This is a genomic window from Enterocloster aldenensis (assembly GCF_003434055.1).
Classification (GTDB): Bacteria; Bacillota; Clostridia; order Lachnospirales; family Lachnospiraceae; genus Enterocloster; species Enterocloster aldenensis.
The window spans coordinates 56,604-78,745 of record NZ_QVEX01000007.1; the positions used below are offsets into that span (position 1 = coordinate 56,604).

The 22,142-nt window shown below is 49.9% G+C and carries 19 protein-coding genes; 17 read left to right on the forward strand and 2 right to left on the reverse strand.

The features are described 5' to 3' along the window. Nucleotides 1–24 precede the first annotated feature (24 nt). On the reverse strand, nt 25–1,245 hold the full coding sequence (locus DWX59_RS15475; RefSeq protein WP_117560121.1) for an MFS transporter: 1,221 nt from the start codon (nt 1,243–1,245) through the stop codon (nt 25–27). Between the two features lie 260 nt (nt 1,246–1,505). Here DWX59_RS15475 and DWX59_RS15480 point away from each other — a divergent pair, with 260 nt between their 5' ends. The 6 genes from DWX59_RS15480 to DWX59_RS15505 all read left to right on the forward strand — a co-directional run bounded on the left by DWX59_RS15480 (nt 1,506) and on the right by DWX59_RS15505 (nt 6,748). Then, on the forward strand, nt 1,506–2,282 hold the full coding sequence (locus DWX59_RS15480) for a DeoR/GlpR family DNA-binding transcription regulator (protein ID WP_117560122.1): 777 nt from the start codon (nt 1,506–1,508) through the stop codon (nt 2,280–2,282). Between the two features lie 49 nt (nt 2,283–2,331). Then, nucleotides 2,332–3,096, forward strand: a complete 765-nt coding sequence (locus DWX59_RS15485) for a DeoR/GlpR family DNA-binding transcription regulator (protein ID WP_117560123.1) — start codon at nt 2,332–2,334, stop codon at nt 3,094–3,096. Between the two features lie 254 nt (nt 3,097–3,350). After that, the gene (locus tag DWX59_RS15490) at nt 3,351–4,805 is read left to right on the forward strand and encodes an NAD(P)/FAD-dependent oxidoreductase (protein ID WP_235845069.1); all 1,455 of its coding nucleotides are present in this window, start codon (nt 3,351–3,353) and stop codon (nt 4,803–4,805) included. A 15-nt stretch (nt 4,806–4,820) separates the two neighbouring features. Further along, the gene (locus DWX59_RS15495; RefSeq protein WP_117560124.1) at nt 4,821–6,074 is read left to right on the forward strand and encodes an NAD(P)/FAD-dependent oxidoreductase; all 1,254 of its coding nucleotides are present in this window, start codon (nt 4,821–4,823) and stop codon (nt 6,072–6,074) included. 2 nt (nt 6,075–6,076) lie between these two features. Continuing rightward, nucleotides 6,077–6,427 carry a DUF1667 domain-containing protein gene (locus DWX59_RS15500; protein WP_117560125.1) on the forward strand — a complete coding sequence of 117 codons (351 nt, stop codon included), beginning with the start codon at nt 6,077–6,079 and terminating at the stop codon, nt 6,425–6,427. An 18-nt stretch (nt 6,428–6,445) separates the two neighbouring features. Continuing rightward, a complete protein-coding gene (locus DWX59_RS15505; RefSeq protein WP_117560126.1) occupies nt 6,446–6,748 on the forward strand; it encodes a TIGR04076 family protein in 303 nt (100 codons plus the stop codon). A gap of 76 nt (nt 6,749–6,824) precedes the next feature. On the opposite strand, the gene DWX59_RS15510 is transcribed toward DWX59_RS15505, so the two are convergent. Further along, nucleotides 6,825–7,592: a DeoR/GlpR family DNA-binding transcription regulator gene (locus DWX59_RS15510; RefSeq protein WP_117560127.1), complete on the reverse strand. Its 768-nt coding sequence runs from the start codon at nt 7,590–7,592 to the stop codon at nt 6,825–6,827. A gap of 286 nt (nt 7,593–7,878) precedes the next feature. Here DWX59_RS15510 and glpK point away from each other — a divergent pair, with 286 nt between their 5' ends. The 11 genes from glpK to DWX59_RS15560 all read left to right on the forward strand — a co-directional run bounded on the left by glpK (nt 7,879) and on the right by DWX59_RS15560 (nt 22,052). Further along, nucleotides 7,879–9,381, forward strand: a complete 1,503-nt coding sequence (gene glpK / locus DWX59_RS15515) for a glycerol kinase GlpK (protein ID WP_117560128.1) — start codon at nt 7,879–7,881, stop codon at nt 9,379–9,381. Nucleotides 9,382–9,385: 4 nt separating this feature from the next. Then, the gene (locus tag DWX59_RS15520) at nt 9,386–10,855 is read left to right on the forward strand and encodes an NAD(P)/FAD-dependent oxidoreductase (protein ID WP_235845070.1); all 1,470 of its coding nucleotides are present in this window, start codon (nt 9,386–9,388) and stop codon (nt 10,853–10,855) included. After that, nucleotides 10,848–12,107: an NAD(P)/FAD-dependent oxidoreductase gene (locus DWX59_RS15525; protein ID WP_117560129.1), complete on the forward strand. Its 1,260-nt coding sequence runs from the start codon at nt 10,848–10,850 to the stop codon at nt 12,105–12,107. The genes DWX59_RS15520 and DWX59_RS15525 overlap by 8 nt, the downstream gene beginning before the upstream one ends. Nucleotides 12,108–12,109: 2 nt before the next feature. After that, the gene (locus tag DWX59_RS15530; RefSeq protein ID WP_117560130.1) at nt 12,110–12,514 is read left to right on the forward strand and encodes a DUF1667 domain-containing protein; all 405 of its coding nucleotides are present in this window, start codon (nt 12,110–12,112) and stop codon (nt 12,512–12,514) included. A gap of 43 nt (nt 12,515–12,557) precedes the next feature. Beyond that, the gene (locus DWX59_RS15535) at nt 12,558–13,664 is read left to right on the forward strand and encodes an ethanolamine utilization protein EutH (protein WP_117560131.1); all 1,107 of its coding nucleotides are present in this window, start codon (nt 12,558–12,560) and stop codon (nt 13,662–13,664) included. Nucleotides 13,665–13,980: 316 nt separating this feature from the next. Further along, a complete protein-coding gene (recQ, locus tag DWX59_RS15540) occupies nt 13,981–16,389 on the forward strand; it encodes a DNA helicase RecQ (protein WP_117560132.1) in 2,409 nt (802 codons plus the stop codon). Between the two features lie 172 nt (nt 16,390–16,561). Further along, the gene (locus DWX59_RS28745; protein ID WP_165640943.1) at nt 16,562–16,717 is read left to right on the forward strand and encodes a hypothetical protein; all 156 of its coding nucleotides are present in this window, start codon (nt 16,562–16,564) and stop codon (nt 16,715–16,717) included. Nucleotides 16,718–17,147: 430 nt separating this feature from the next. Then, a complete protein-coding gene (locus tag DWX59_RS15545; protein ID WP_235845071.1) occupies nt 17,148–18,683 on the forward strand; it encodes a diguanylate cyclase domain-containing protein in 1,536 nt (511 codons plus the stop codon). A 16-nt stretch (nt 18,684–18,699) separates the two neighbouring features. After that, nucleotides 18,700–19,581: a LysR family transcriptional regulator gene (locus DWX59_RS15550; protein ID WP_165640945.1), complete on the forward strand. Its 882-nt coding sequence runs from the start codon at nt 18,700–18,702 to the stop codon at nt 19,579–19,581. A gap of 52 nt (nt 19,582–19,633) precedes the next feature. After that, nucleotides 19,634–21,352: a sensor histidine kinase gene (locus tag DWX59_RS15555; protein ID WP_117560135.1), complete on the forward strand. Its 1,719-nt coding sequence runs from the start codon at nt 19,634–19,636 to the stop codon at nt 21,350–21,352. Continuing rightward, a complete protein-coding gene (locus DWX59_RS15560) occupies nt 21,330–22,052 on the forward strand; it encodes a response regulator transcription factor (RefSeq protein WP_117560136.1) in 723 nt (240 codons plus the stop codon). Before DWX59_RS15555 ends, DWX59_RS15560 begins: the two co-directional genes overlap by 23 nt. Nucleotides 22,053–22,142 lie beyond the last annotated feature (90 nt).

The following is a 22,142-nucleotide window of genomic DNA, read 5'->3' on the forward strand; positions in this document are numbered from 1 at the left end:
ATCAGGGCGGTGATTGGTTATGCCCTAACTGTGTTTTGGGGATTTTGTATATTTTCCAAGATAGATATTAATAAACATTCCGATGAGCGCCGGCAGCGCTGTCACATACCAGGCAATGGTCCAGTTGGTCTGACCCGCAAGCCAGGGAACAAATATGGGGGCGATGATTCCTCCGGCGCCTGCGATTAACAGTACGAAACCGACACCGGCTCCGGATGCAGCGCTGCCGAACAGATCAGCCGGAAGGGAGAGCCCAGGGCCATTGGTTGCGGGAATACCCCAGCCGGCAACCAAGGATATCAAGAGGGCCATACCCATGTTTATAGGGGCCAGGTGTGGGATGAGTGCACATCCTATTAATCCTACGAAGAGAGCCAGCCATGTATTGGCCCATGTCCTTGCCTTAAGGGCGCCCATGGATGCCACTTTTTTATCGGAAATCCATCCTACGGCCGGTGTGGAAATAATGGCAATGAAGCCGTTTAGGAATACAATCATCCCGACTTCCGCAGCCGTGTATTTTAAAGTAAATAAATATTGAGCAAGGTATGCATACATGCCATAGCAGTTAAAAAAGCAGCATAAGGTTGAAAGACCCAGGAGCCAAAGAGCAGGTTGGGCAAAGATATTTATGTTTTCCGGATCTTCTACCGGTATGACTGTCTCCTCCTCAAGGGGAGGCGCTTCCTTAACCATGAGATAGAAGACAATGGCGCCCAGGATGGAGACGGCTGATATGATCCAAAAGGTCATTTTCCACCCTAAGGCAGGGGTCAGCAATCCTCCCACGTATCCGCCCAGGGCAGAACCAAGTCCAATGGCACCCAGAAGGATTCCGAGGGCCAGACCGCGTTCTTTGGTCGGAAACCAGGAACTGACTACGGCGCTGGTAAGGCCTACCATACATCCGCACCCCTGGATAAAGCGCAGCAGCAGGATGATATAATAATTTGTTACCAGCGGTATAAGTACGGAAGCGATGATGAAGGCACAGATAACAGTGGTAAAAACCTTCCGCCAACCATATTTCCCAATCAGTTTGCCTTCAACAAAACCGCCGATTACATAACCCGCAATTAACATGGAGGATCCTGCTTGAATCAGGGAGGTGGACAGGTTGAAGGCATCAGCAAGTTCATTCACAGCAATTGACCATGAGGTAAGTGACATATAAACGATGGACAACATCAATGTACATCCTGCCAGGGCAGAATATTTTCCCTTTGTGTTTGTGGAATTTCTCATTAGTAACCTCCTGATATAATTTTTGGGATAAGTTGCAACTTATTTATATTAAGAATAACCATTTTTGTTGTATTTTGTCAATAGAAATTGTGATATTAGTTGGAGTTAGTTGCAACTTGTTGCAAGTTTACCAACAAAAATCACCGAAAATATAGGAATAGACGGCCTGTTAATGTTAAATATACACAAATGCCTTGCAGTGGACAGTTGTTTTGATTCGTTATATAATAAAACAAGAATTGGTAAAGTGAGGTAAATACATGCTTGCAAAGGAACGCCAGGATGAGATATTTTCAATTATTCAACAGAAAAAGGCAATAAAGATGTCGGATATCGTAAAAATCTTTCAAGTTTCCCACGAAACAGCAAGGAGGGATTTGGAAGTCCTTCAGGAACAGGGACTGATTAAGCGGGTTTACGGCGGGGCTGTTTTATTGGAATCCGCCATCTCGTCATTAGGAATGGTGGAAAGGTCCGGCATGGTGGACGAATCAAGTTCACTGGAAAGGGAGGCTATTGGAAGGGAGGCCGCAAAGCTGGTAAAGGAGGGGGATACGGTCCTTCTGTCGGTGGGGTCCACCATATTGCAGATTGCGAAACATATCAGGGATATTAAACACATAACGGTCCTGACGAATTCGATTTTTGTTTTGAATGAACTGATTGATACAGATGTCAGGTTATTTGTATTGGGTGGATGTGTGAACAGCAGTGAGTATGATATGGAGGGGCATCTGCCTGTGGAGGCATTAAAGCATTTCTGTGTGGATGTTGCTTTTATCTGTGCAGGAGGAATCACCAAGGAAAATGGGGTTTCTGATTACAATTGTGAGGTTGCCCAGGTGAACAAGGCGATATTGAGCCGTGCCAGGAAAACCGTACTTGTGGCTCATGCTAAAAAGTTTGGTTTGGACTCTTTCAGTGTGACCTGTCCTTTGGATAGTATCCACACCATAGTATCTGACAGTACACTGTCAAAAGAATATGTACAATATCTGCTGGAAAAAGGGATTGAGCTTATATTGGCAGATGTATGATGGGTATGTGGATTTTGTTGGATTCAGGGAATGATACGGAGGAAGGGCCATGCTGCAGGAACGGCGTAATAAAATCATGGAGATATTGCGTGAGGATGGGATTGTAAAGGTAAGTGAGCTTATGAAGCTCTTTGATGTGTCCATAGAGACAATCAGGAGGGATCTGGAGTATCTGGAAGAACACGGCATGCTGGGGCGGGTATATGGAGGCGCTGTGCCTGTTCAGCCAAGGGCCACGGAGCCATCTTATCAAACCAGGGAAATCAAGCATTTTAAAGAGAAGAAGGCTATCGGGGAAAGGGCAGTGGAGCTGGTTAAGGATGAGGATGTGATTGCGGTTGATATCGGAACCACCACCCTGGAGTTTGCCAAAGCGCTGGTGGGGAAGAGGAGGGTCACGGTCATTACCAACTCCATGAAGATAGCCATGGTTTTATCTGAGGATGCTGATATCCGTGTACTTATGGTTGGCGGCGAGGTGAGGAGGGGGGAGTTTTCCGTATCTGGTTTCCTGGCGGATAATGATATGGGTCACTTCATCACGGATAAGTATTTCATTGGGGTAGGCGGTCTCAGCCTGTCCAAGGGAATAACGGATTATCATTTGGAGGAATCGAATCTCAGGAGGATAGTGATTAAAAATACACAGAAAGTCATAGCACTTGCAGATTACAGTAAGATTGGAGCGGTTGCCATGAACAAAATCTGCGGGCTGGACCAGGTGGATACCCTGGTGACTGATTCAAATGTGGAATCCTTCGTGGTTGAGGGGTTAAGGGACAACAATGTTGAAGTAATACAGGTAAAGGCATAGTAATAAAGGGGACTGTACGGCAGACAGCAGGCTATGAAGTAATGTAGCCTGCTTTTTTTCGTGCTGTAAAGACCATAAAACATAAAAATATTAAATCATTTATGGATAATATGGGAAAAAATAGTCAAAGTACACAAAAAAGTGGATGCAATATTTGCTATAATGTGGATTGATGTGAGGTTTTTAATGGTTTATAATCAATATCAACATAAATACATACAATGTTATCAAAAATGCAACCTAAGGAGGCAAGGATGATTATCAATGGAATTTACAAAACAGATGTAGTTATTATTGGCGCCGGGGCAGTCGGATGTGCCATTGCCAGGGAATTATCAAAATACCAGATTCAGGTAATGGTAGTGGATAAAAATGAAGATGTGGGCGGGGATGCATCCAAGTCCAACAGTGCAATCATACATACCGGGTATGACGCCTCCCCGGGGACCCTGGAATCCCAGCTGGTAGTGGCTGCAAATCCCATGTATCCGGAGCTGGTAAAGGTATTGGATGTCCCGTTTAAGCAGATAGGGGCCATCCTTCCGGCCATTACCCAGGAGCAGTTCGAACAGCTGCCGGCCATCAAGGCCAAGGCGTTTTTGAACAGGGTCTATGATATTGAATATCTGACCAAAGAGCAGATCATTGCCATGGAACCCAACATAAACCCTGAGGTAAAGGGCGGGCTTCATATACCAAGGGAGAGCATCATCGACCCATTCATACTGGTTCAGGCCCTGGCTGAAAATGCCAATGAAAACGGCGTTGATTTCCTGTTAAATACAAAAGTCACCGGCATTCAGACAGAGAACGGGAAAATAAAAGCGGTGGAGACAACTGCAGGCACCATAGAGACCGGATATGTCATTAATGCGGCAGCCCTGTACTGTGATGAGATAGCAGCCATGGTAGGCAAAGCCGATTACAAGGTGGTTGCCAGAAGAGGGCAGTTCTATATCCTTGACAAGAATACCTCCTGTAAGGTAGAGCATATCGTCCTGCCCATCCCCACAAAAATAACCAAGGGCAAGCTTATGTGTCCGACCATTCATGGCAACATGCTGGTAGGGCCGACCGCTGAGGACCTGGACAACAAGACCGACAAATCAGTTACAACCGATGGACTGGAAAGCATTGTAAAGGATGTGCAGAGGCTGATTCCCAATGTGAACATCCGGGATACCATAACCCAATACAGCGGACTGCGCCCCAACCGAAATCCCGAAGGCCTGCATGTGGATGTGTATGATGACCTGGAAGGCTATGTAAATCTCTCCGGGGTCCGTTCCACCGGACTCACCCTTTCCGTTTCCATGGGCGTGTATGTGGCACAGCTGCTGAAGGAACATGGATGTGACCTTGTCTATAAGGAGGACTTTAAGAAGACAAGAAAAGGCATCCGCATTTTCCATGAAATGACTGCCGACGAGCAGGAAGAAATCATCAAAGAGAACCCTGGGTATGGCAATATCATCTGCCGGTGCGAAACCATAACGGAAGGCGAAATCCTGGATGCCATCCACAGGCCCCTGGGAGCCAGAAGCATGGACGCTGTTAAGCGCAGGGTACGGGCGGGAATGGGAAGATGCCAGGGCGGCTTCTGCGGGCCAAAGGTCCTTGAGATATTGTCAAAAGAACTGAACATACCGGTGGAGCAAGTCAACAAGAATGTGGCTGGTTCTTATATGGTTTCAGGGAAAATGAGATAGAAGGGAGAGAGCAAAATGTACGAAATGAGATGTGATGTAGCAATCATAGGCGGAGGACCGGCAGGACTTTCGGCAGCAGTGGCGGCCAGGAAGGAAGGCGCTGGCAATGTACTGATCATTGAGCGCGACGAAAGTATCGGAGGAATCCTTCAGCAGTGTATCCATCCCGGATTTGGCCTCTCCTACTTTAATCAGGAACTGACCGGGCCGGAATATGCGGGCAGGTTTGCCAAAGAAGCGCTGGATCTGGGCGTGGAGGTGCTGTTTAATTCCATGGTGCTTGAGGTAAGCGCCCAGACAGGCGAAATCATCTGCATTAATACGGAATGCGGCATGACCAGGGTAACGGCCAAAAGCATCATACTGGCCATGGGATGCAGGGAGAGGACCAGGGCCAATATACAGATACCCGGAACAAGGCCGGCGGGCATCTACACGGCCGGTTCCGCACAGCGGCTTGTGAACCGGCAGAATACCATGGTTGGCCGGAATGTGGTCATCCTGGGGTCCGGCGACATCGGTATGATCATGGCCAGGAGGATGAGCCTGGAAGGCGCAAAGGTACTGGCTGTGGTTGAAATCATGGATTATCTTGCAGGCCTTACCAGGAACAAGGTACAGTGCCTGGATGATTTTAATATACCTCTGAAACTGAGCCATACCATTACCAGGATTGCAGGAGACCAGCGGGTGGAAGGCGTTTACGTGGCCCGGGTGGACGAAAACAGAAAGCCTGTGAAAGAGACGGAAGAGTACATTGCGTGCGACACGCTCCTGCTGTCGGTGGGACTGATTCCTGAAAATGAACTGACCAGAAAGGCGGACATAACCATCTCGGACATCACCAGCGGGCCTGAAGTGAACCAGTATATGCAGACCTCGGTTCCTTCTGTATTTGCCTGCGGGAACGTGGTCCATGTCAATGACCTGGTGGATAACGTTACCGTGGAGAGCATGCTGGCCGGTCAATATGCTGCGCTCTATGCGGCAGGGAAGCTGGAACAGAAGCAGGAGGTAAGGACCAGGACCGGGACCAATGTAAGATATATCTGTCCCCAGCGCCTCATGCCATGTGATGATGGTCAGGCAAGGCTGTTCTTCCGTGTCCTGGCACCGGATATGGATGTGAGGATAGAAGCAAGATGCAATGGAAAGGTCATTGCATCCAAAAAAGAGCGCAGGGTAAATCCGGGAGAAATGTGCAGCATTAAAATCCCGCTGTCTGAAGTGGATTCCGACATAGTGGTCGATGTGATAAAGGAGGCATAACCGTGAGAAAAGAGATTATTTGTACCGTGTGTCCCATTGGATGCCACATCCTGGCAGAAGGAACAAAGGAAGAAATCACTTCCATTGAAGGATATACCTGCAACAGGGGAAAGGAGTACGGGACCCGGGAGTTCCTGCACCCGGTGAGGATCCTTACCAGTACCGTTAAAGTGGATGGGGAGGACCGTCTGGTGCCGGTCAGGTCCGACAGGCCCATTCCCAAGGAATTGTTAATGGACTGCATGGCAGTGATACGCAGGACCGTGGTTAAGGCGCCGGTCAGTACATATGATATAATCATACCGGACGTGTGCGGATGCGGCGCCAATATCGTGGCCACAGGATGCGCCTGATGGCGGGAGGGGTAAAAGATGTCGGACTTGGTGAAAATCACTGTTTTAAAGAAGATGGTATTGGATGACATAGTGGAGAAATACGCGGAAAAGCCCATTCCTGCCTGCGGTAAGTTTGAAGAGGGCGCCGTGTTCATCACGGATGGCAGGAAGGTGCCGGACGGCTTCTGTACATGGGCCTGGGCAGATATATTTAAGGATATTATTTTTGTCAGGAACCATATGGAGTGCATCGGGACCAAGGGGAAGAAATCCCAGGTAGCGTCCTGTACGGATGGTTTCAGGCCCGTGGTGTTTTTGATTGAGCCTTATGAAGGGTAACCACCGGGATGGATGAACGGATAAAAGGCCACAATCTTGATTAGGGATTGTGGTCTTTTTGCTGTTCAATGCATTCCTATGCCACGACAACGTCGACCCCGATGCTGCGGATGATATCCAGTTCCTTCTGGGGGGCGTTTCCGTCCGTTACAAGGGTATCCACCTTCTGCATGGGACAGGAGACAAAAAGGGCTTCCTTTCCAAATTTACTGTGGTCCACAAGCGCGATGTTGCGGTCCGAGCAGGCAATGAGCTGGCATTTGATATCCACCACGGCCTCGCTGAATTCCGTGATACCCTTGGGGGTAATCCCGTCGGCGCTTCCGATGAACAGGTTAATGGATGCAAAATTGCTTAAGAAGTTCCGGGCATAGATGCCGCAGGTAACAATTTCATCCGGAGAAACCATCCCGCCGATGCAGTACACCTTGTGGCTGGTGTTTCTTGCAAGCTCGCCCGCAATCAGCAGTGAATTCGTGATGACGGACAGTCCCTTTTTCTGGCCCAGAAGCCTTGCTAATTCATATGAAGTGGTACCTATGTCCAGGGCAATGACAGAAAAATCCGGTATTAATTCCAATGCCTTGGTTGCAATACGGACCTTCTCATCATGGCATTGGTTCAGCCGTTGGTTCCAGTTATCAAGAGTGGTCAGATGCACGGTGTCAGACGGAAGACAGATACCGCCATAAACCTTTCGGATGAGTCCTGCCCGTTCCAGTGTATTGATATCCCGGCGGATGGTTTCCATGGAGACATTAAAATGGGCTGCCAGGCTTTCCGTTTTAACGCTCTTTTCCACTGAGAGAAGTTTGATGATTTCATTTTGCCGCTGATCTTTCATGGTTCCTCCAATCAATCGGAAATCTATTATTTTCCAAAATTTACTTCCTTGATATTATTATAACGAAATTGCAGAAATAGTCAAGAACTGGTCAGACAGCCGGGGGAGGGTGGAAATGAGCGGACTGGGTTTTATGCATTATCAACAAAATATGGTCACTAATTCTTGTAAATTATACAATTGACAATATAATGACTAATTTATATAATTAGTTATACAAAAAATAGTCATAATATTGTCATAAAATACTATTAAATTACACAAAAAGAAGGGAGTGGGTTCAGAGATGAAACGTTATTTTATCGGCATCGATCAGGGCACGACAGGGAGTACCGCGCTATTGATAGACGAAAACTGGGATGTGGTGGCCTCCAAGAATGTTGAGCATATGCAGATTTATCCAAAACCCGGATGGGTGGAACATGATCCGGTGGAAATCTGGAACGCAATACAGACAGCGGCAGCCTCCGTGCTGAGGGAGGTTGGGGCGGAACCGGAACAGATCGTATCCATCGGCATTGACAATCAGGGTGAAACCTGTATGGTCTGGGATAAGAAGACAGGCGCTCCGGTGTACAATGCATTGGTCTGGCAGGACAGACGGACAGCTGAATATGCGGATGAGCTGAATGGGAAATACGGAAAAATGATAACAGAAAAAACAGGCCTTGGCCCTGACGCGTATTTCTCCGCAACCAAAATCAAATGGATTCTGGATCATGTGGAAGGAATCCGGGAGCGGGCGGAGAAGGGGGAACTGATGGCCGGCACCCTTGACTCCTATCTGATTTGGCGTTTTACAGGCGGTGAGGCTTTTATTACAGATACCAGCACTGCTTCCAGGACAATGATGATGGATTTGAAGAAGGGACAGTGGGACCAGGAGCTTCTGGATATCTATGACATCCCGCGCAGCATTCTGCCTGAAATCACTAATTCCAGCCAGATTTACGGCTATACCACGCCGGAGACATTCTTTGGAGCCCGTGTACCCGTGGCAGCATGCATCACGGACGCGCTTGCAGCCATGCTGGCCCAGGGATGCCTGGATAAAGGTGATATAAAGACCACCTATGGAACCGGCTGTTTCATGTACATCAATCTGGGGGATACGGTCCGCTATTCACAGAATGGACTGATTACCGTTTCCTCATGGCAGGTTGACAATAAGATTAATTACGCCTTTGACGGCGGTGTATACATAGCGGGAGCAGCAGTCCAGTGGCTGCGTGACAAACTGAGGATTATCTGGAATTCCGCGGAAACAGAGAACATTGCCTCATCTGTCCAGGACACTGGCGGCCTGTATTTTGTCCCGGCCTTTTCCGGCCTGGCCGCGCCACACTGGGACCAGTATGCCAGAGGCATGATGATTGGGATTACGGGCGGGACAAGCCGCGAGCATATTGTCCGTGCAGTGCTTGAGAGCATTGCTTTCCAGGTTTATGATAACGCACAGGTCATGGAGCAGGATTCAGGCTACAGCTTTTCTGTGATGAAAGCTGACGGCGGTCCGGTGGTTAACCGGTTCCTTATGCAGTTCCAGGCAGATATCCTGGACGCTGCTGTTGATGTGCCGGTTGTGACAGAGATGACTGCTTACGGCGCTGCATTTTTAGCTGCCCTTGCAGTGGGGGAATTTGACAGCATTGAGGACGTGCGGGGCTGCTGGAAATTGGGAAAACGGTATGAGCCGGGGATGGGCCGGATGGAGCGGGAATTCCGTCTGGAACAATGGCACCGTGCGGTGGAACGATGCAAGAACTGGGAAATTCCAAATAGGAGATGAGAAAATGGACTATATGTCTGATATCGTAATTATCGGGGCAGGCGCCGTGGGCACTGCCATTGCACGGGAATTTTCAAAATACCAGGTGCGGGTCATGGTTGTGGATAAACGGGATGATGTGGGGGGAGACGCCTCTAAATCCAACAGTTCCATTATCTGCAGCGGATTTGACTGTACGCCGGGCACGCTGGAGTCACAGCTGTGTGTGGCTTCGCGGGCAATGTTTGACCGGACTGCTGAGGAACTGGATATACCCTTTCGGGTCTGCGGCGCCATTATGCCCGCAATAACCCAGGAACAGATGGATATACTTCCGCAGATTTACAGGGATGCGTTTGAAAACCATGTGTATGATGTGGAATATTTATCCGCTGAGCAGATCCGTGAGATGGAGCCAGAGGTCTCGCCGGATGTATTGGGCGGCCTTTACATTCCCAGGGACGCGGTGATAGATCCTTTTTTACTGGTAGTTGCAGAGGCTGAAAATGCAAGTGAGAACGGTGTGGAGTTCCTGCTGGACGCGGCTGTCACGGATATCAAGACGGAAAACGGCGGCATTTACGCAGTAGGGACCACCAGAGGGACAATCCGCACAAATTATGTCATCAATGCAGCCGGCCTGTTCTGTGATGAGATTGCGGGGATGGCCGGTGAAGGCGGTGATTTTGTGGTAAAACCCAGGAAAGGGCAGTTCTTTATCCTGGACAGGAATACGGAATGCAGGACATCACATATCATCTATCCCATACCAACCCCGGAAACACGCGGAAAGCTTTTGCTGCAGACCGTGCATGGCAACATGCTGCTGGGCCCCACTGCCGAGGACCTGGAGGATAAAGAGGACCACGGTGTGACTGCCGATGAACTGGAAGGGGTCTGGCGGGACTGCAGGCGTCTGGTTCCCAACATACAGGTTAAGGATGCAATAACCCAGTACTGCGGGCTGCGTCCTAACCGCATACCGGCCGGTTATCACATTGGATTTGGTGAAAGGACCCGGGGATATTTCGGCATTTCCGGTGTACGGTCCACCGGCGTTTCCACAAGCCTTGGCATTGCAAAATATGTAGTAAGGATGTTCCAGGACGCAGGCGTGGTCCTTGAGCGGGATTACAGTTTCAATCCCAGGCGGAAGGGCATTGAACGTTTCAGTGATGCTTCCGATGAACGCAGGTCACAGCTCATTGCGGAAAATCCATTGTACGGCCGCATTGTGTGCAGGTGTGAGACGGTTACGGAGGCGGAAATCATCCAGGCTATCCACAGGCCCGTGGGCGCCAGGACAGTGGATGCAATAAAGCGACGTGTCCGTGCAGGGACCGGCAGATGCCAGGGCGGCTTCTGCGGGCCAAAGGTAATTGAAATCCTGGCGCGGGAGCTGAAGCTGCCGGCGGCAGAGGTAAGGAAGAACCTGATGGGGTCTTATATGCTGACTGGTCAAATCAGAGAAGAAGAGAGGTGCGGCGATGCGTGAATGTGGTTGTGACATTGCGGTAATCGGTGCCGGGCCCGCGGGGCTTGCGGCAGCGGCGGCAGCAAAAAAGCAGGGGGCGGGCCGCGTCATAATGATTGAGAGGGATAGGTTACCTGGAGGAATCCTCCAGCAGTGTATCCATGCCGGGTTCGGACTTTCCTACTTTAATGAGGAACTGACCGGACCGGAGTATGCGGGCCGGTTTGTGGAAAATGCCAGGGCGGCCGGTGTGGAACTGATGCCGGACAGTATGGTGCTCAGTATTCTTAAGGAGGGCGGCGTTATCTGCAGCAACCCGGAACATGGCATGATACGTGTCAGGGCGGGCGCCGTGGTGCTTGCCATGGGATGCCGGGAACGTACCCGTTTCAATCTCCGCATTCCCGGTACCCGGCCTGCCGGTGTCTATACGGCTGGTTCTGCCCAGCGTCTGATTAACCGCCAGAACCATATGGTTGGCAAACGGGTGGTCATCCTTGGCTCAGGGGATATCGGGATGATCATGGCCCGCAGGATGACGCTGGAGGGAGCCAGGGTTGAGGCGGTGGTGGAAATCATGGATTATCTTGCAGGCCTGACACGGAATAAGGTTCAGTGTCTGGATGACTTTTCCATTCCCCTGCTGCTTGGCCACACAGTGACCCGTATTGAAGGGGAAAAACGTGTCAGCGGTGTGTGGATTGCCAGGGTTGATGGGAGCAGGACGCCAATCCTTTCAACGGAAACATTCATTGCCTGTGATACACTGCTTCTGTCGGTGGGGCTGCTGCCGGAAAATGAGCTGACACGTGCTGCCGGAATTGAAATCTCACCAGTCACCAACGGACCGGTGGTAAACCAGTATATGCAGACTTCCCGGCCGGATGTGTTTGCCTGCGGAAACGTGGTCCATGTCAATGACCTTGCGGACAATGTATCGGTGGAGAGTGAACGCGCGGGTATTGCAGCGGCAAAATATGTCGCGGGCCAGATACCGGTGGATGGGACGGATATCCCATGCACTGCCGGCGCGGGTGTGAGATATGTGTGTCCTCAGCATATCCTGGCAGACAGTGAGGATTGCCCTGTGCGGCTGTATTTCCGCGTCAATGCGCCGGGAGCAGGGACACGTCTGATTGCGCGCAGCGGCAAGACCGTGCTGGCATCCAGAACCGTGCCCAGGGTCAGCCCGGGAGAAATGGAGCATCTGGATTTAAACGCAGCCAATCTGGGGGGAACAGGGATTTGTGTAACAGCAGAGGAGGTGGAGTGAACATGGACCAACAGAGCATTATCTGCACGGTCTGTCCCATGGGGTGCCAGATCCATGTGGCGGGGGAAGCGGATGTGATTCAGAGCGTGACGGGGCATACCTGCCCGCGGGGGGAAGCGTATGCCAGGGCTGAATTCATTCATCCTGTGCGTACACTGACCACCACGGTGCGGATTATGAATGCGGCAGAGCCGCTGCTTGCTGTCAGGACGGAAAAACCGGTACCGAAAACAAAGCTATTTGAATGCATGGAAGTAATACAGGGAGCGGTTTTTCACGCGCCTGTGAAAACCCATCAGGTCCTGATTGAGGATCTGGCCGGAACCGGTGTGAATCTCATTGCCTGTACGGACAGTACCCATTGCATATGTCCGGCAGTTTCCCTCAATGAACCATGTAAACCGTAACCTGCCAATCAGGTATAGGCAGCTTTAAAAGGAGGTATTGCCCTTGACATTTAATGATGTTATTCTTTTGATTGTAGCGGTTGGTGTCATTCTGGGAGGTACGGATAAGCTTATGGGTAATAGGTTCGGCCTCGGCGCGAAATTCGAGGAAGGCTTTCAGTCCATGGGAGGTCTGGCCCTTGCAGTAGCCGGTATCGTGGTCCTGGCCCCGGTGCTGTCTGGATGGCTGCAGCCGGTGCTGATCCCGCTTTTTGGCCTGATGAACGCGGACCCGTCCATGTTTGCTTCCATTATCGCCAATGATATGGGCGGTTATTCCCTGGCTGTTTCCCTGGCCCAGGATTATGAAATCGGCCTGATGTCCGGATGTATTACCGCGTCCATGCTGGGATGCACGTTGGTTTTCTCGCTTCCGGTGGGGCTGGGCCTGATTGAAAAAGAGGACCGGGTTTACTTTTTCCAGGGACTGCTGATCGGTCTGGTAACCATTCCCGTGGGCAGTATCCTTGGGGGGATTGCGGCTGGTTTTGATGTGACGAAAGTGCTGATTAACAATATTCCCATTGTGATATTTTCCCTGCTGCTGGCCCTTGGCCTGAAATTCGCGCCAAATGCAATGAACAGGGGCGCCGGCGCCTTTGGGACCTTTATTGGATGGCTTGCCATTATCGGGATAATCATTGGTTCATTCACGCATCTGACAGGTATCACGGTGCCGCTGTTTGGCAATGCCGGTACAATCATGTCAGGTATGGAGATTGTTGCCAGCATTGTCATAGTCCTGTGCGGCATCCTGCCTGTGTTGGAACTGCTGACGCGGGCGCTGGACAAAGTGCTGAATGCGTTCGGAAGGCTGCTGGGAATCGATGCCGTATCCGCCGGGGGCCTGATATTCACATTGGCTAATTCGGTTCCTGTGTATGGCATGATTAAAAAAATGGGCCGCCGCGGGAAGGTAATCAATGTGGCCTGGCTTGTCCCTGCAACCGCTGCGCTGGGAGACCATCTTGGCTTTACCGCAGGCGTTGAGCCGGAGATGATTACACCTATGATTGTGGGCAAGCTTGCTGCCGGTATCTGCGCGGTTGTGATTGCATGTATCATGACACGGTCGTGGAAGGGGGAGAAAGCGGCTGTGGCGGCGGAATAGGCAATGGATGTGGTATGGCAGTTGTCTGGTTATGTGATTAAAAATAGTAATGCGGTATGCGTCCCGTCTTCCGGGGCACATACCGCATTTACCGTTTTTTATCGACTATTGTAATCCGCCTGTACATCCGTTATAATGATTCTGCCCTTGTTTTCTTAAGGCAACAGTTCTGTAGCATCCATATCTTTATCAGCCGGCATATTGCCCGGAATCCATATAAGCCCCATCAGAAAAAATATTATCACTTGAAGTCAAAATCAAACTCCCATATAATGAAAGGTATTAGCAAAACACATTTTCACAGAAGGAATGGCAAATGACACAATACGAAATATTAAAACAATACTTTGGATACGACACATTCAGGGACGGACAGGATGTGTTGATTAACAGCATTTTAGAGGGAAGGGATGTGCTGGGAGTCATGCCCACGGGCGCGGGCAAGTCCCTGTGCTATCAGATTCCCGCCCTTATGATGGATGGGATTACCCTGGTCATCTCGCCTCTCATATCCCTGATGAAGGACCAGGTAAGCAACTTAAACCAGGTGGGGATCCTGGCCGCCTATATTAACAGTTCCCTGACCGCGGCCCAGTATTATAAGGTCCTTGATTTGGCGCGGGCAGGCAGGTATCCCATTATCTATGTGGCGCCGGAGCGGCTGGTGTCCGAGGATTTCCTGCGGTTTGCCCTGGATGGGCAGGTGAAGATATCCATGGTGGCAGTGGATGAGGCCCACTGTGTGTCCCAGTGGGGACAGGACTTCAGGCCAAGTTATCTGAAGATTGTGGATTTTATAAACCGGCTGCCGGTGCGGCCTGTTGTAAGCGCGTTTACAGCAACCGCCACGGCCGAGGTAAGGGACGATATCATCGACATCCTTATGCTCAGGGACCCCAAGGTGATGACCACGGGTTTTGACCGTTCCAATCTTTACTTTGCCGTCCAGAACCCCAAAGATAAGTATGCCACGCTGGTGAATTATCTGGAACGGCACAAGGGGGAGAGCGGGATTATTTACTGCCTGACCAGGAAGGTGGTGGAGGAGGTCTGCAGCCAGCTTATCAGGGAAGGTTTTTCCATGACCAGGTACCATGCCGGATTAAGCGATGGGGAGCGTAAGCAGAACCAGGAAGACTTTATCTATGACAGGGCCCAGATCATGGTGGCAACCAATGCTTTCGGCATGGGAATCGACAAGTCCAATGTCAGGTTTGTGGTGCATTATAATATGCCGAAGAATATGGAATCCTATTATCAGGAAGCAGGAAGGGCCGGCCGTGACGGTGAACCTGCGGAGTGTATCCTTTTGTACGGGGGTCAGGATGTGGTGACCAACCAGTTTTTTATTGACCATAACCAGGATAACGAGGCATTGGATGCAATGACCCGTGAGATTGTCATGGAGAGGGACAGGGAACGGCTGCGCAAGATGACATTTTACTGCTTTACCAATGAGTGCCTGAGGGATTACATACTGCGCTACTTTGGGGAATACGGCAGCAATTACTGCGGGAACTGCTCCAATTGCCTGAGCCAGTTTGAGGAGGTGGACGTGACGGATATTGCAAGGGCGCTGCTTGGGTGCGTGGAGAGCTGCCGGCAGAGGTATGGGACCAATGTGATCATTGATACGGTCCATGGGGCCAACACGGCTAAGATACGCAATTACAGGATGGATGAGAATCCCTATTACGCAGAACTGGCAAAGGTGCCCACATATAAGCTGCGCCAGGTGATGAACCATCTGATGCTTGACGGGTATCTGGGGGTGACCAATGACGGGTATGCCATTGTACGGCTGACCGGGAAGTCCGGGGATGTGCTGCATGAAGGCGCGGCCGTGTTCATGAAGATGGCCAGGGAACAGGAGCATCCGGCCAGGATGAAGAGTGAGAAGAAGGGGAAGAAAGGCAGGGTTCCGGGTGTTTCCCTGTCTGAAACGGACGAGGGCTTATTTGAGAAGCTGCGGGCGCTGCGCACAGAGATTGCAAAGGAAGAGAATGTGCCGCCCTATATTGTGTTTTCCGATAAGACGCTGGTTTCCATGTGCATGGTGAAGCCAAGGACAAAAGCAGAGATGCTGACCGTATCCGGGGTTGGGGAATTTAAGTTTGATAAATACGGCGGGAGATTCCTGGACTGTGTAAAAGCAGCCGCAGGAGGGCCGGAGGCTGAGGAAGCCAATTTGGATGCCTCCTGTTATGATGGGGATGATTTATATTTCAGCAGTGACAGCGATGAATTTGACGACTGGAACCTGGAGACGGCCATGGATGCCTGGGATACTGGAATCCAGGACAGGGAGACAGAAAGCCATAAGCATGCGTCCGGAGGCGGGGCTGCGGAGACGGGCGCGGTTAAGAGAGGGAAAAGCAGGAAGTCAAAGACAGGGTTTGCGATGACAGAGGAATTGGCAGAGCAGATCCATTATTCAGAACGTGTCACGCTCAGTGACTTTATTGGACAGATTAATGATTTGCGTGACGGGGAGGCCATGAAACGGCTGACCATAAAATCAGTGGAGCAGTGGCTGATGGACAGAGGATACTTTGAAGTGTGGTTTTTGAACGGGACTCCCCGGAAACGCCTGACAGAAAAGGGGGAGGAGTTTGGGATTACGGCGGAGAAGAGACTGAGTGACAAGGGAAATGAATATGATGTGTTCTTTTATTTGGAAGAGGCACAGCACGGCATTGTGGAATGGCTGTTGCAAAAACTATAAAAACATTTTTGTATATGATTTAATATTATGATGGTTATAATAAGCACATTGAAAATTATATAAAACAGATTGAAATTTAAATCAAAATGTTTGAGTTGATTTAAATGATTGGTTGTGATAGAGTTTTAATAGTAAATGCTTTAGGGAAAGGATTAACCGATATATGACTAGAGTGGAATTATTAAAAGTGTTGGTAGAGGACTATAATGAAGATATATCGACAATAAAATCTTTAACTAAAGAGGAACTGGAAGAATTGCTGGAAGAATATATAGATGAGGATTTATTTCAATTAGATACAAATGAAAATGAGGACTTTTTAGATTAAACTTCGTAAGATTTTTTACGAAGTTTTTTGATTCTATGTATATTAAAGAGGGGAAAATAATCATGCTGGAAAGATTTTTGGTGAAAAAATTATTTGGCTTCTTAATTTTATATCTACACAAAGGGCGAATAAATATGATGATGATTACTTAACGGAATTGCTTACGTTAGCTTATAATATTGAACCGGTAAAATTGAGTCAAAATAGTATGGAGCATGGATTATTAGATATAATTTGTGATTACAGTATGGAAATGGAGGATGGATTGTCAATAACTTAACATAATCCAACTATTTTGTTTTATTACATTTCCATGATATAATAACAGAAAAATGCAGAAAGTGGAACCAATGGGGATATGGGGATGCAAAAGAATAAAAAGTGGTATAGAAGGTTTTATTATACAATTTTTTTTCTGCTGGTAAATGTATTGGCTGTTCTGATACTGGGCAAAAGGGAGGCCGGATTTGTGGATGCCGCCATGACGGGGCATGCAGAAGCCTCCATGGATGGGGTGGAGGACGTGATGGGGAACTACATACACTCCTTTCAGCTGTTTGCCCATATCATGGCACGTGAGATTGAGGAACATCCGGATCCGGATGAAATCTGGGATTATCTGAAGAAGATTGATTCCCGGATGCTGGAGATAGAGGGGGATACATTTGACGGGCTTTATATGTATTACAAAGGACGGTACCTGTACAGCTGGGATACACCGTATTCGGAGTATGAGGATACGGGGTATGCGGCCACATCACGTCCGTGGTATACGGACGCGGTAAAGGGAAATGGACAGATTGTGTTCACGCCGCCTTATATGAGCTATGCAAATAACTACATACTTTCCACCATTTCCCAGCTGCAGCCGGATGGGGAAACCGTGTTTGCCTACGATATACGCATGGGGGACATACAGAAGCTGGTGTCCTCAATGAAGGCATATGACGGGGAACAGATGCTGCTGTTTGATAATAACGGCACGATCATCGGAAGCATGAATGAGGATTATCTGGGCGGTAACCTTTATACGTCCCCAAAGGAGGCTGGGTCCGCACTGGCTGCCTCCATTGAAGCTTCCCTGGAGCTGACCGGGGAGCAGCGGGAGAAGATGGACGGGCAGATCCGGTCAGCCTCTTCCTTCCAGGTCTTTTGCGAAAGCTTTAACAGCGGCCTGCCAAGGCTTTTGGAGCAGGAGAGCACGGCGCTGCGTGTAAAACTTGGGGATACGGATTACTATGGTTACCTGCGTCACGGGGACATGTACCATGTGGTCCTGCTGGTGCCGGTATGGTCCATGCTGAAGGCCACGGTACAGGTCTGGCTTGTCCCGTTCCTGCTCCTGGAACTGCTGCTGATCTACGGGGCGGGGCGTGTGGGCAAGGAACAGAAGAACAGGGAGCTGCGCGCGGCTTATGTGGAACTGGGACAGATGCAGAAGCGGCTGGAACTTGCCCTGCACGCGGCCCGGAGGGCTGCCGCGGTTGATGACCTGACAGGCCTGATGAATTTCAAGTCATTCCGTGAAAATGTATCAAAATGCATTGAATCCATGGAAACAGGTCAAAGCGGGATCCTCATCATGCTGGACGGCGACCATTTTAAATCGATTAATGATAATTACGGGCATCTGGCCGGTGATGAGGTGATTAAACTGTCGGCCCAGATGATAATCGGGCGGATCAGGACAATCGATTTGGCGTCCCGGCTCCATGGGGATGAGTTTTCCATATTTGTGGCCAATACAAATGACTATTCGGTTGCAGCGCGGATTGTGGAGGATATCAACCATACCCTGTCGGAAGAGGCGGCCAGGAGGAATATCCCGCCCATAACATTATCCGCAGGCGCTGTGATTGCACATGGAGGCGACAGCTATACGGAGCTGGCTAAACTGGCAGATGCCGCCCTGTACCGGGCCAAGGAAACCCACAATGGAGGGTTTGCCGGCGCGGCTGTATCCTGACCGGGAGGAGGAGTCTATGAAACTGCACCAATTACAATATTTCTGCGCGGCCTGCAGAAACGGCAACATAACAAGGGCTGCGGCAGAGCTTCATGTCTCCCAGCCTTCTATCTCCATGGCAATCAGGGAACTGGAAAATGAGTTTGGGATCCTGCTTCTTCAAAGGAACAACAAGGGGTTTGAGATAACCAGGGAAGGCACGTATTTTTATGAAAGGGCCACGGTGCTGCTGGAACAGGCAGATGAGCTGAACCAGATGATGTGCGACATGGGGAATCAGAGAAAGCGGATTAACCTGGGGATTCCGCCTATGATTGGAACCTTCCTGTTTCCTAAAATGTATAAGGAATTCAGGAAGACATTCCCGGAGGTCATGCTTAATTCCAGGGAAGGAGGAAGCCGGTATCTTCTGGAAATGCTGGATGACAGCGTCCTTGATTTTGCTATTCTGCCCACCAACCAGCTGTCGGAGGACGCTTATAATATCTTAAGGATGGCGGATACGGAAACCGTGTTCTGCGTATCCAAAAACCATCCCCTGGCAAACAGGGGGACCGTGTCAATCAAAGAGATAAAAGAGGAGCCGCTGATTATGTTTAATGATGGGTTTTATCAGAATGAGGTCATAAAAGAGCGGTTTGGGAAAGAAGGACTCCGGCCAAATATCCTGCATTATTCCAGCCAGTTTTATACGATTAAGGAGTTTATTTCCGATGGGATTGCCGGAGGATTCATGTTCAGGGATATTGCGCAGACCGTGCCGGATATCAGGGGGATATCCCTGGAGGACCCGCTGCATATCCGGATTGGCCTGGTCTGGAAAAAGAACCAGCACATGTTCCACGATGCGGCCAGATTCCTGGAGTTCACGAAGAAGTATATCAAATCCAATCCATGACTCAGGTTTAGGCTGTGTTTGATGTTGGGGGCAAAAGAGGGGGATGGGAAGCATGAAACAGCTTTTCGGGCTGGGGGCATTTAAAAACGCGCCCATCCGTAAGAAGTTGATACTGTCCACATGGCTGGTGGCCATTGTGCCGATTGTGGTTATATTTGCAGTGGTTTTCTTTGTGTTTGTCAATACCGGCGCGGAAAGCGCCAGGCGTCAGGCGCAGCTGCTGTTAGATAAGACGGTGGAGGAAATGGACGGATATTTTAACCAGGCCCAGGAAAGCCTGGCGTTCATGGTTACGGACATGAATATGCAGACTGCCATTGATAATTATGTGTCCGGAACCTATAAAGAGCAGCTTGATTTGAGGGATTTCTTAAGGAACCGCCTTGCCAATGTGTCCACGGTGGGCAGAAGGACCGCGGCCATATCCATCTATATCAAGGAAGCGGACAGGACATATTCCAGGGATTTTTCGGACCAGCCGCTGTCCGGGATATACGGAGGGGAGCCCTGGTTTGAGAATCTTCTGGCAGGAAAGGAATCCTTTGCGCAGACAGAAGGGATTTCCGTGCAGGACCAGAGACCGGTATGGATCCTGGCCTCCAATATCATCAGCGTGCGCAACGGCGGGGTGCTGGGGCTGGTCTATATGGAGCTGGACAAACAGGCAATGGTTCAGCCTTTTTATGAACTGGCCGCAGGGGACGGGGACTCCATTGTATTTGAGGGGAACCGGATCATCTCGGCAAATGAGGGGAAGGAAGGGCATTATGTATCCCTGTATTCCTACTCCAGGATGCTTGACAGCCAGGTGGAGTACAGGCTTCAGATGAAGGAACTGCGGCAGGGGTATACAGCTGCTTTTATTTACTTTATGGCGGGCATGGCGGTGCTGATAATTCTGATTTATCTGATGGATAAGATGCTGGCCGACTGGGTGGCCGGAAGGATCATACGGCTTGGGGAAGCAACCAGGCGGATTGCTGCCGGGGACCTGGAGGTGGAGGTTAAGGACGGGCTGAAGGATGAGATTGGAGAGCTTGCCCGCAGCTTCAATACCATGGCCAGGGACATGAAACAGCTGATTGAGAATGAATACCTGGTGAAGATTGAGAGCCAGCAGGCAACCCTGCGCGCCCTTCAGAGCCAGATTAATCCGCACTTTGTTTACAATACACTGGAGAGTATTTCCATGATGGCCCTGGTAAAGGACCACTATGAGATTGTGGATATGACACAGGCATTTTCACTGATGATGCGCTATTCCATGGAGCCGTCCCCGTTGGTGACGGTCCGGGAGGAACTGGAGAATGTAAGGAATTATGTGACGATCCAGAAAATCCGTTTCCCGGACCGGTTTCAGATGGAGTACCAGGTGGAGGAGGCATGTCTTGAGGAAAAGCTGCCCAGGCTCACCATACAGCCCCTGGTGGAAAACGCCTTCCGGCATGGGTTTGAGGACACGCCCAACCACAAACAGATCCTGGTGTCCATATGCAGGCGCAGGGGTTTCCTGGAGCTTCGCATATTCAATGACGGGGCCACGGTTTCCCATGAGCGGCTGGCCAGGGTGCGGTTCCTGCTGGACCCGGACTGCCAGGAGAATACCATGGACTGTTATGCCCTGCGCAATTTAAGCAGGAGGCTTAGGCTGCTGTTCGGGGAGAAAAGCCGGGTGACCCTGCGTTCCGGCGCAGGGACAGGCACCATTGTGTCGCTGAGGATTCCATTGGAAAAGGGGGGTGGGGAAAATGAAACGGGTTCTGGTTTGTGAAGATGAGGATTTAATCCGCAAAGGTATCTGTAAAATCGTGGAGGGTGTCTGCAGGGACGTGCAGGTGCAGGAGTGCGACAATGGGCTGGAGGGCTATAAAGCCATTGCAATGTGGAATCCCCATGTGGTAATTACAGATATCCGTATGCCGGTGATGGACGGGCTTGCAATGATTGAGAAGGCCCAGGCCGACGGGGCGCAGTGCAGCTATGTGATTATCAGCGCGTACCGGGATTTTGAATATGCCAGGACAGCCATCCGGTGCGGGGTGCGGGAATATATCCTAAAGCCCCTGAACCGGTTTGAGGTAGCGGCCTGCCTGGAGCGTCTTCTGGACATGAAGGCAGAAACCATGCGGACAGAGGACGGTGAAAAGGAGGAGGCGGCAGAAGACGGGGGAAGCATTGGCAAGGCAATCCAGTACATAGAGCATAATTTCTACAGGAGCATCAGCCTGGAGGAGGTGAGCCAGGCAGTCCATATGAACACGGCTTATTTTTCCACGCTGTTTAAGAAACAGACCGGAAAGAAATACATTGATTATGTGACGGACCTGCGCATGGAAAAGGCGCGCAAGCTGATCCTTAACACGGACCTTAAGATCGGAGCCATTGCGGAGATGGTGGGATATGGGAGCACGAAGCATTTTACAAGGATTTATAAGGAAAAATTTGGAAACACGCCCAATGCAGACCGTTGATTTAGACAAAAAAATAACATATTATCAACATAAACTATAAAAATAGCACTAAAACCAAATTTTATGTCCCTTCAACTTTGGAGGGACTTT

What these genes read in the sequence shown, in the direction of transcription:
- DWX59_RS15475 (WP_117560121.1), bottom strand. Translation starts at nt 1,245, where the DNA reads ATGAGAAATTCCACAAACACAAAGGGAAAATATTCTGCCCTGGCAGGA.
- DWX59_RS15480 (WP_117560122.1), top strand. Translation starts at nt 1,506, where the DNA reads ATGCTTGCAAAGGAACGCCAGGATGAGATATTTTCAATTATTCAACAG.
- DWX59_RS15485 (WP_117560123.1), top strand. Translation starts at nt 2,332, where the DNA reads ATGCTGCAGGAACGGCGTAATAAAATCATGGAGATATTGCGTGAGGAT.
- DWX59_RS15490 (WP_235845069.1), top strand. Translation starts at nt 3,351, where the DNA reads ATGATTATCAATGGAATTTACAAAACAGATGTAGTTATTATTGGCGCC.
- DWX59_RS15495 (WP_117560124.1), top strand. Translation starts at nt 4,821, where the DNA reads ATGTACGAAATGAGATGTGATGTAGCAATCATAGGCGGAGGACCGGCA.
- DWX59_RS15505 (WP_117560126.1), top strand. Translation starts at nt 6,446, where the DNA reads ATGTCGGACTTGGTGAAAATCACTGTTTTAAAGAAGATGGTATTGGAT.
- DWX59_RS15510 (WP_117560127.1), bottom strand. Translation starts at nt 7,592, where the DNA reads ATGAAAGATCAGCGGCAAAATGAAATCATCAAACTTCTCTCAGTGGAA.
- glpK (WP_117560128.1), top strand. Translation starts at nt 7,879, where the DNA reads ATGAAACGTTATTTTATCGGCATCGATCAGGGCACGACAGGGAGTACC.
- DWX59_RS15520 (WP_235845070.1), top strand. Translation starts at nt 9,386, where the DNA reads ATGGACTATATGTCTGATATCGTAATTATCGGGGCAGGCGCCGTGGGC.
- DWX59_RS15525 (WP_117560129.1), top strand. Translation starts at nt 10,848, where the DNA reads ATGCGTGAATGTGGTTGTGACATTGCGGTAATCGGTGCCGGGCCCGCG.
- DWX59_RS15530 (WP_117560130.1), top strand. Translation starts at nt 12,110, where the DNA reads ATGGACCAACAGAGCATTATCTGCACGGTCTGTCCCATGGGGTGCCAG.
- recQ (WP_117560132.1), top strand. Translation starts at nt 13,981, where the DNA reads ATGACACAATACGAAATATTAAAACAATACTTTGGATACGACACATTC.
- DWX59_RS15550 (WP_165640945.1), top strand. Translation starts at nt 18,700, where the DNA reads ATGAAACTGCACCAATTACAATATTTCTGCGCGGCCTGCAGAAACGGC.
- DWX59_RS15555 (WP_117560135.1), top strand. Translation starts at nt 19,634, where the DNA reads ATGAAACAGCTTTTCGGGCTGGGGGCATTTAAAAACGCGCCCATCCGT.
- DWX59_RS15560 (WP_117560136.1), top strand. Translation starts at nt 21,330, where the DNA reads ATGAAACGGGTTCTGGTTTGTGAAGATGAGGATTTAATCCGCAAAGGT.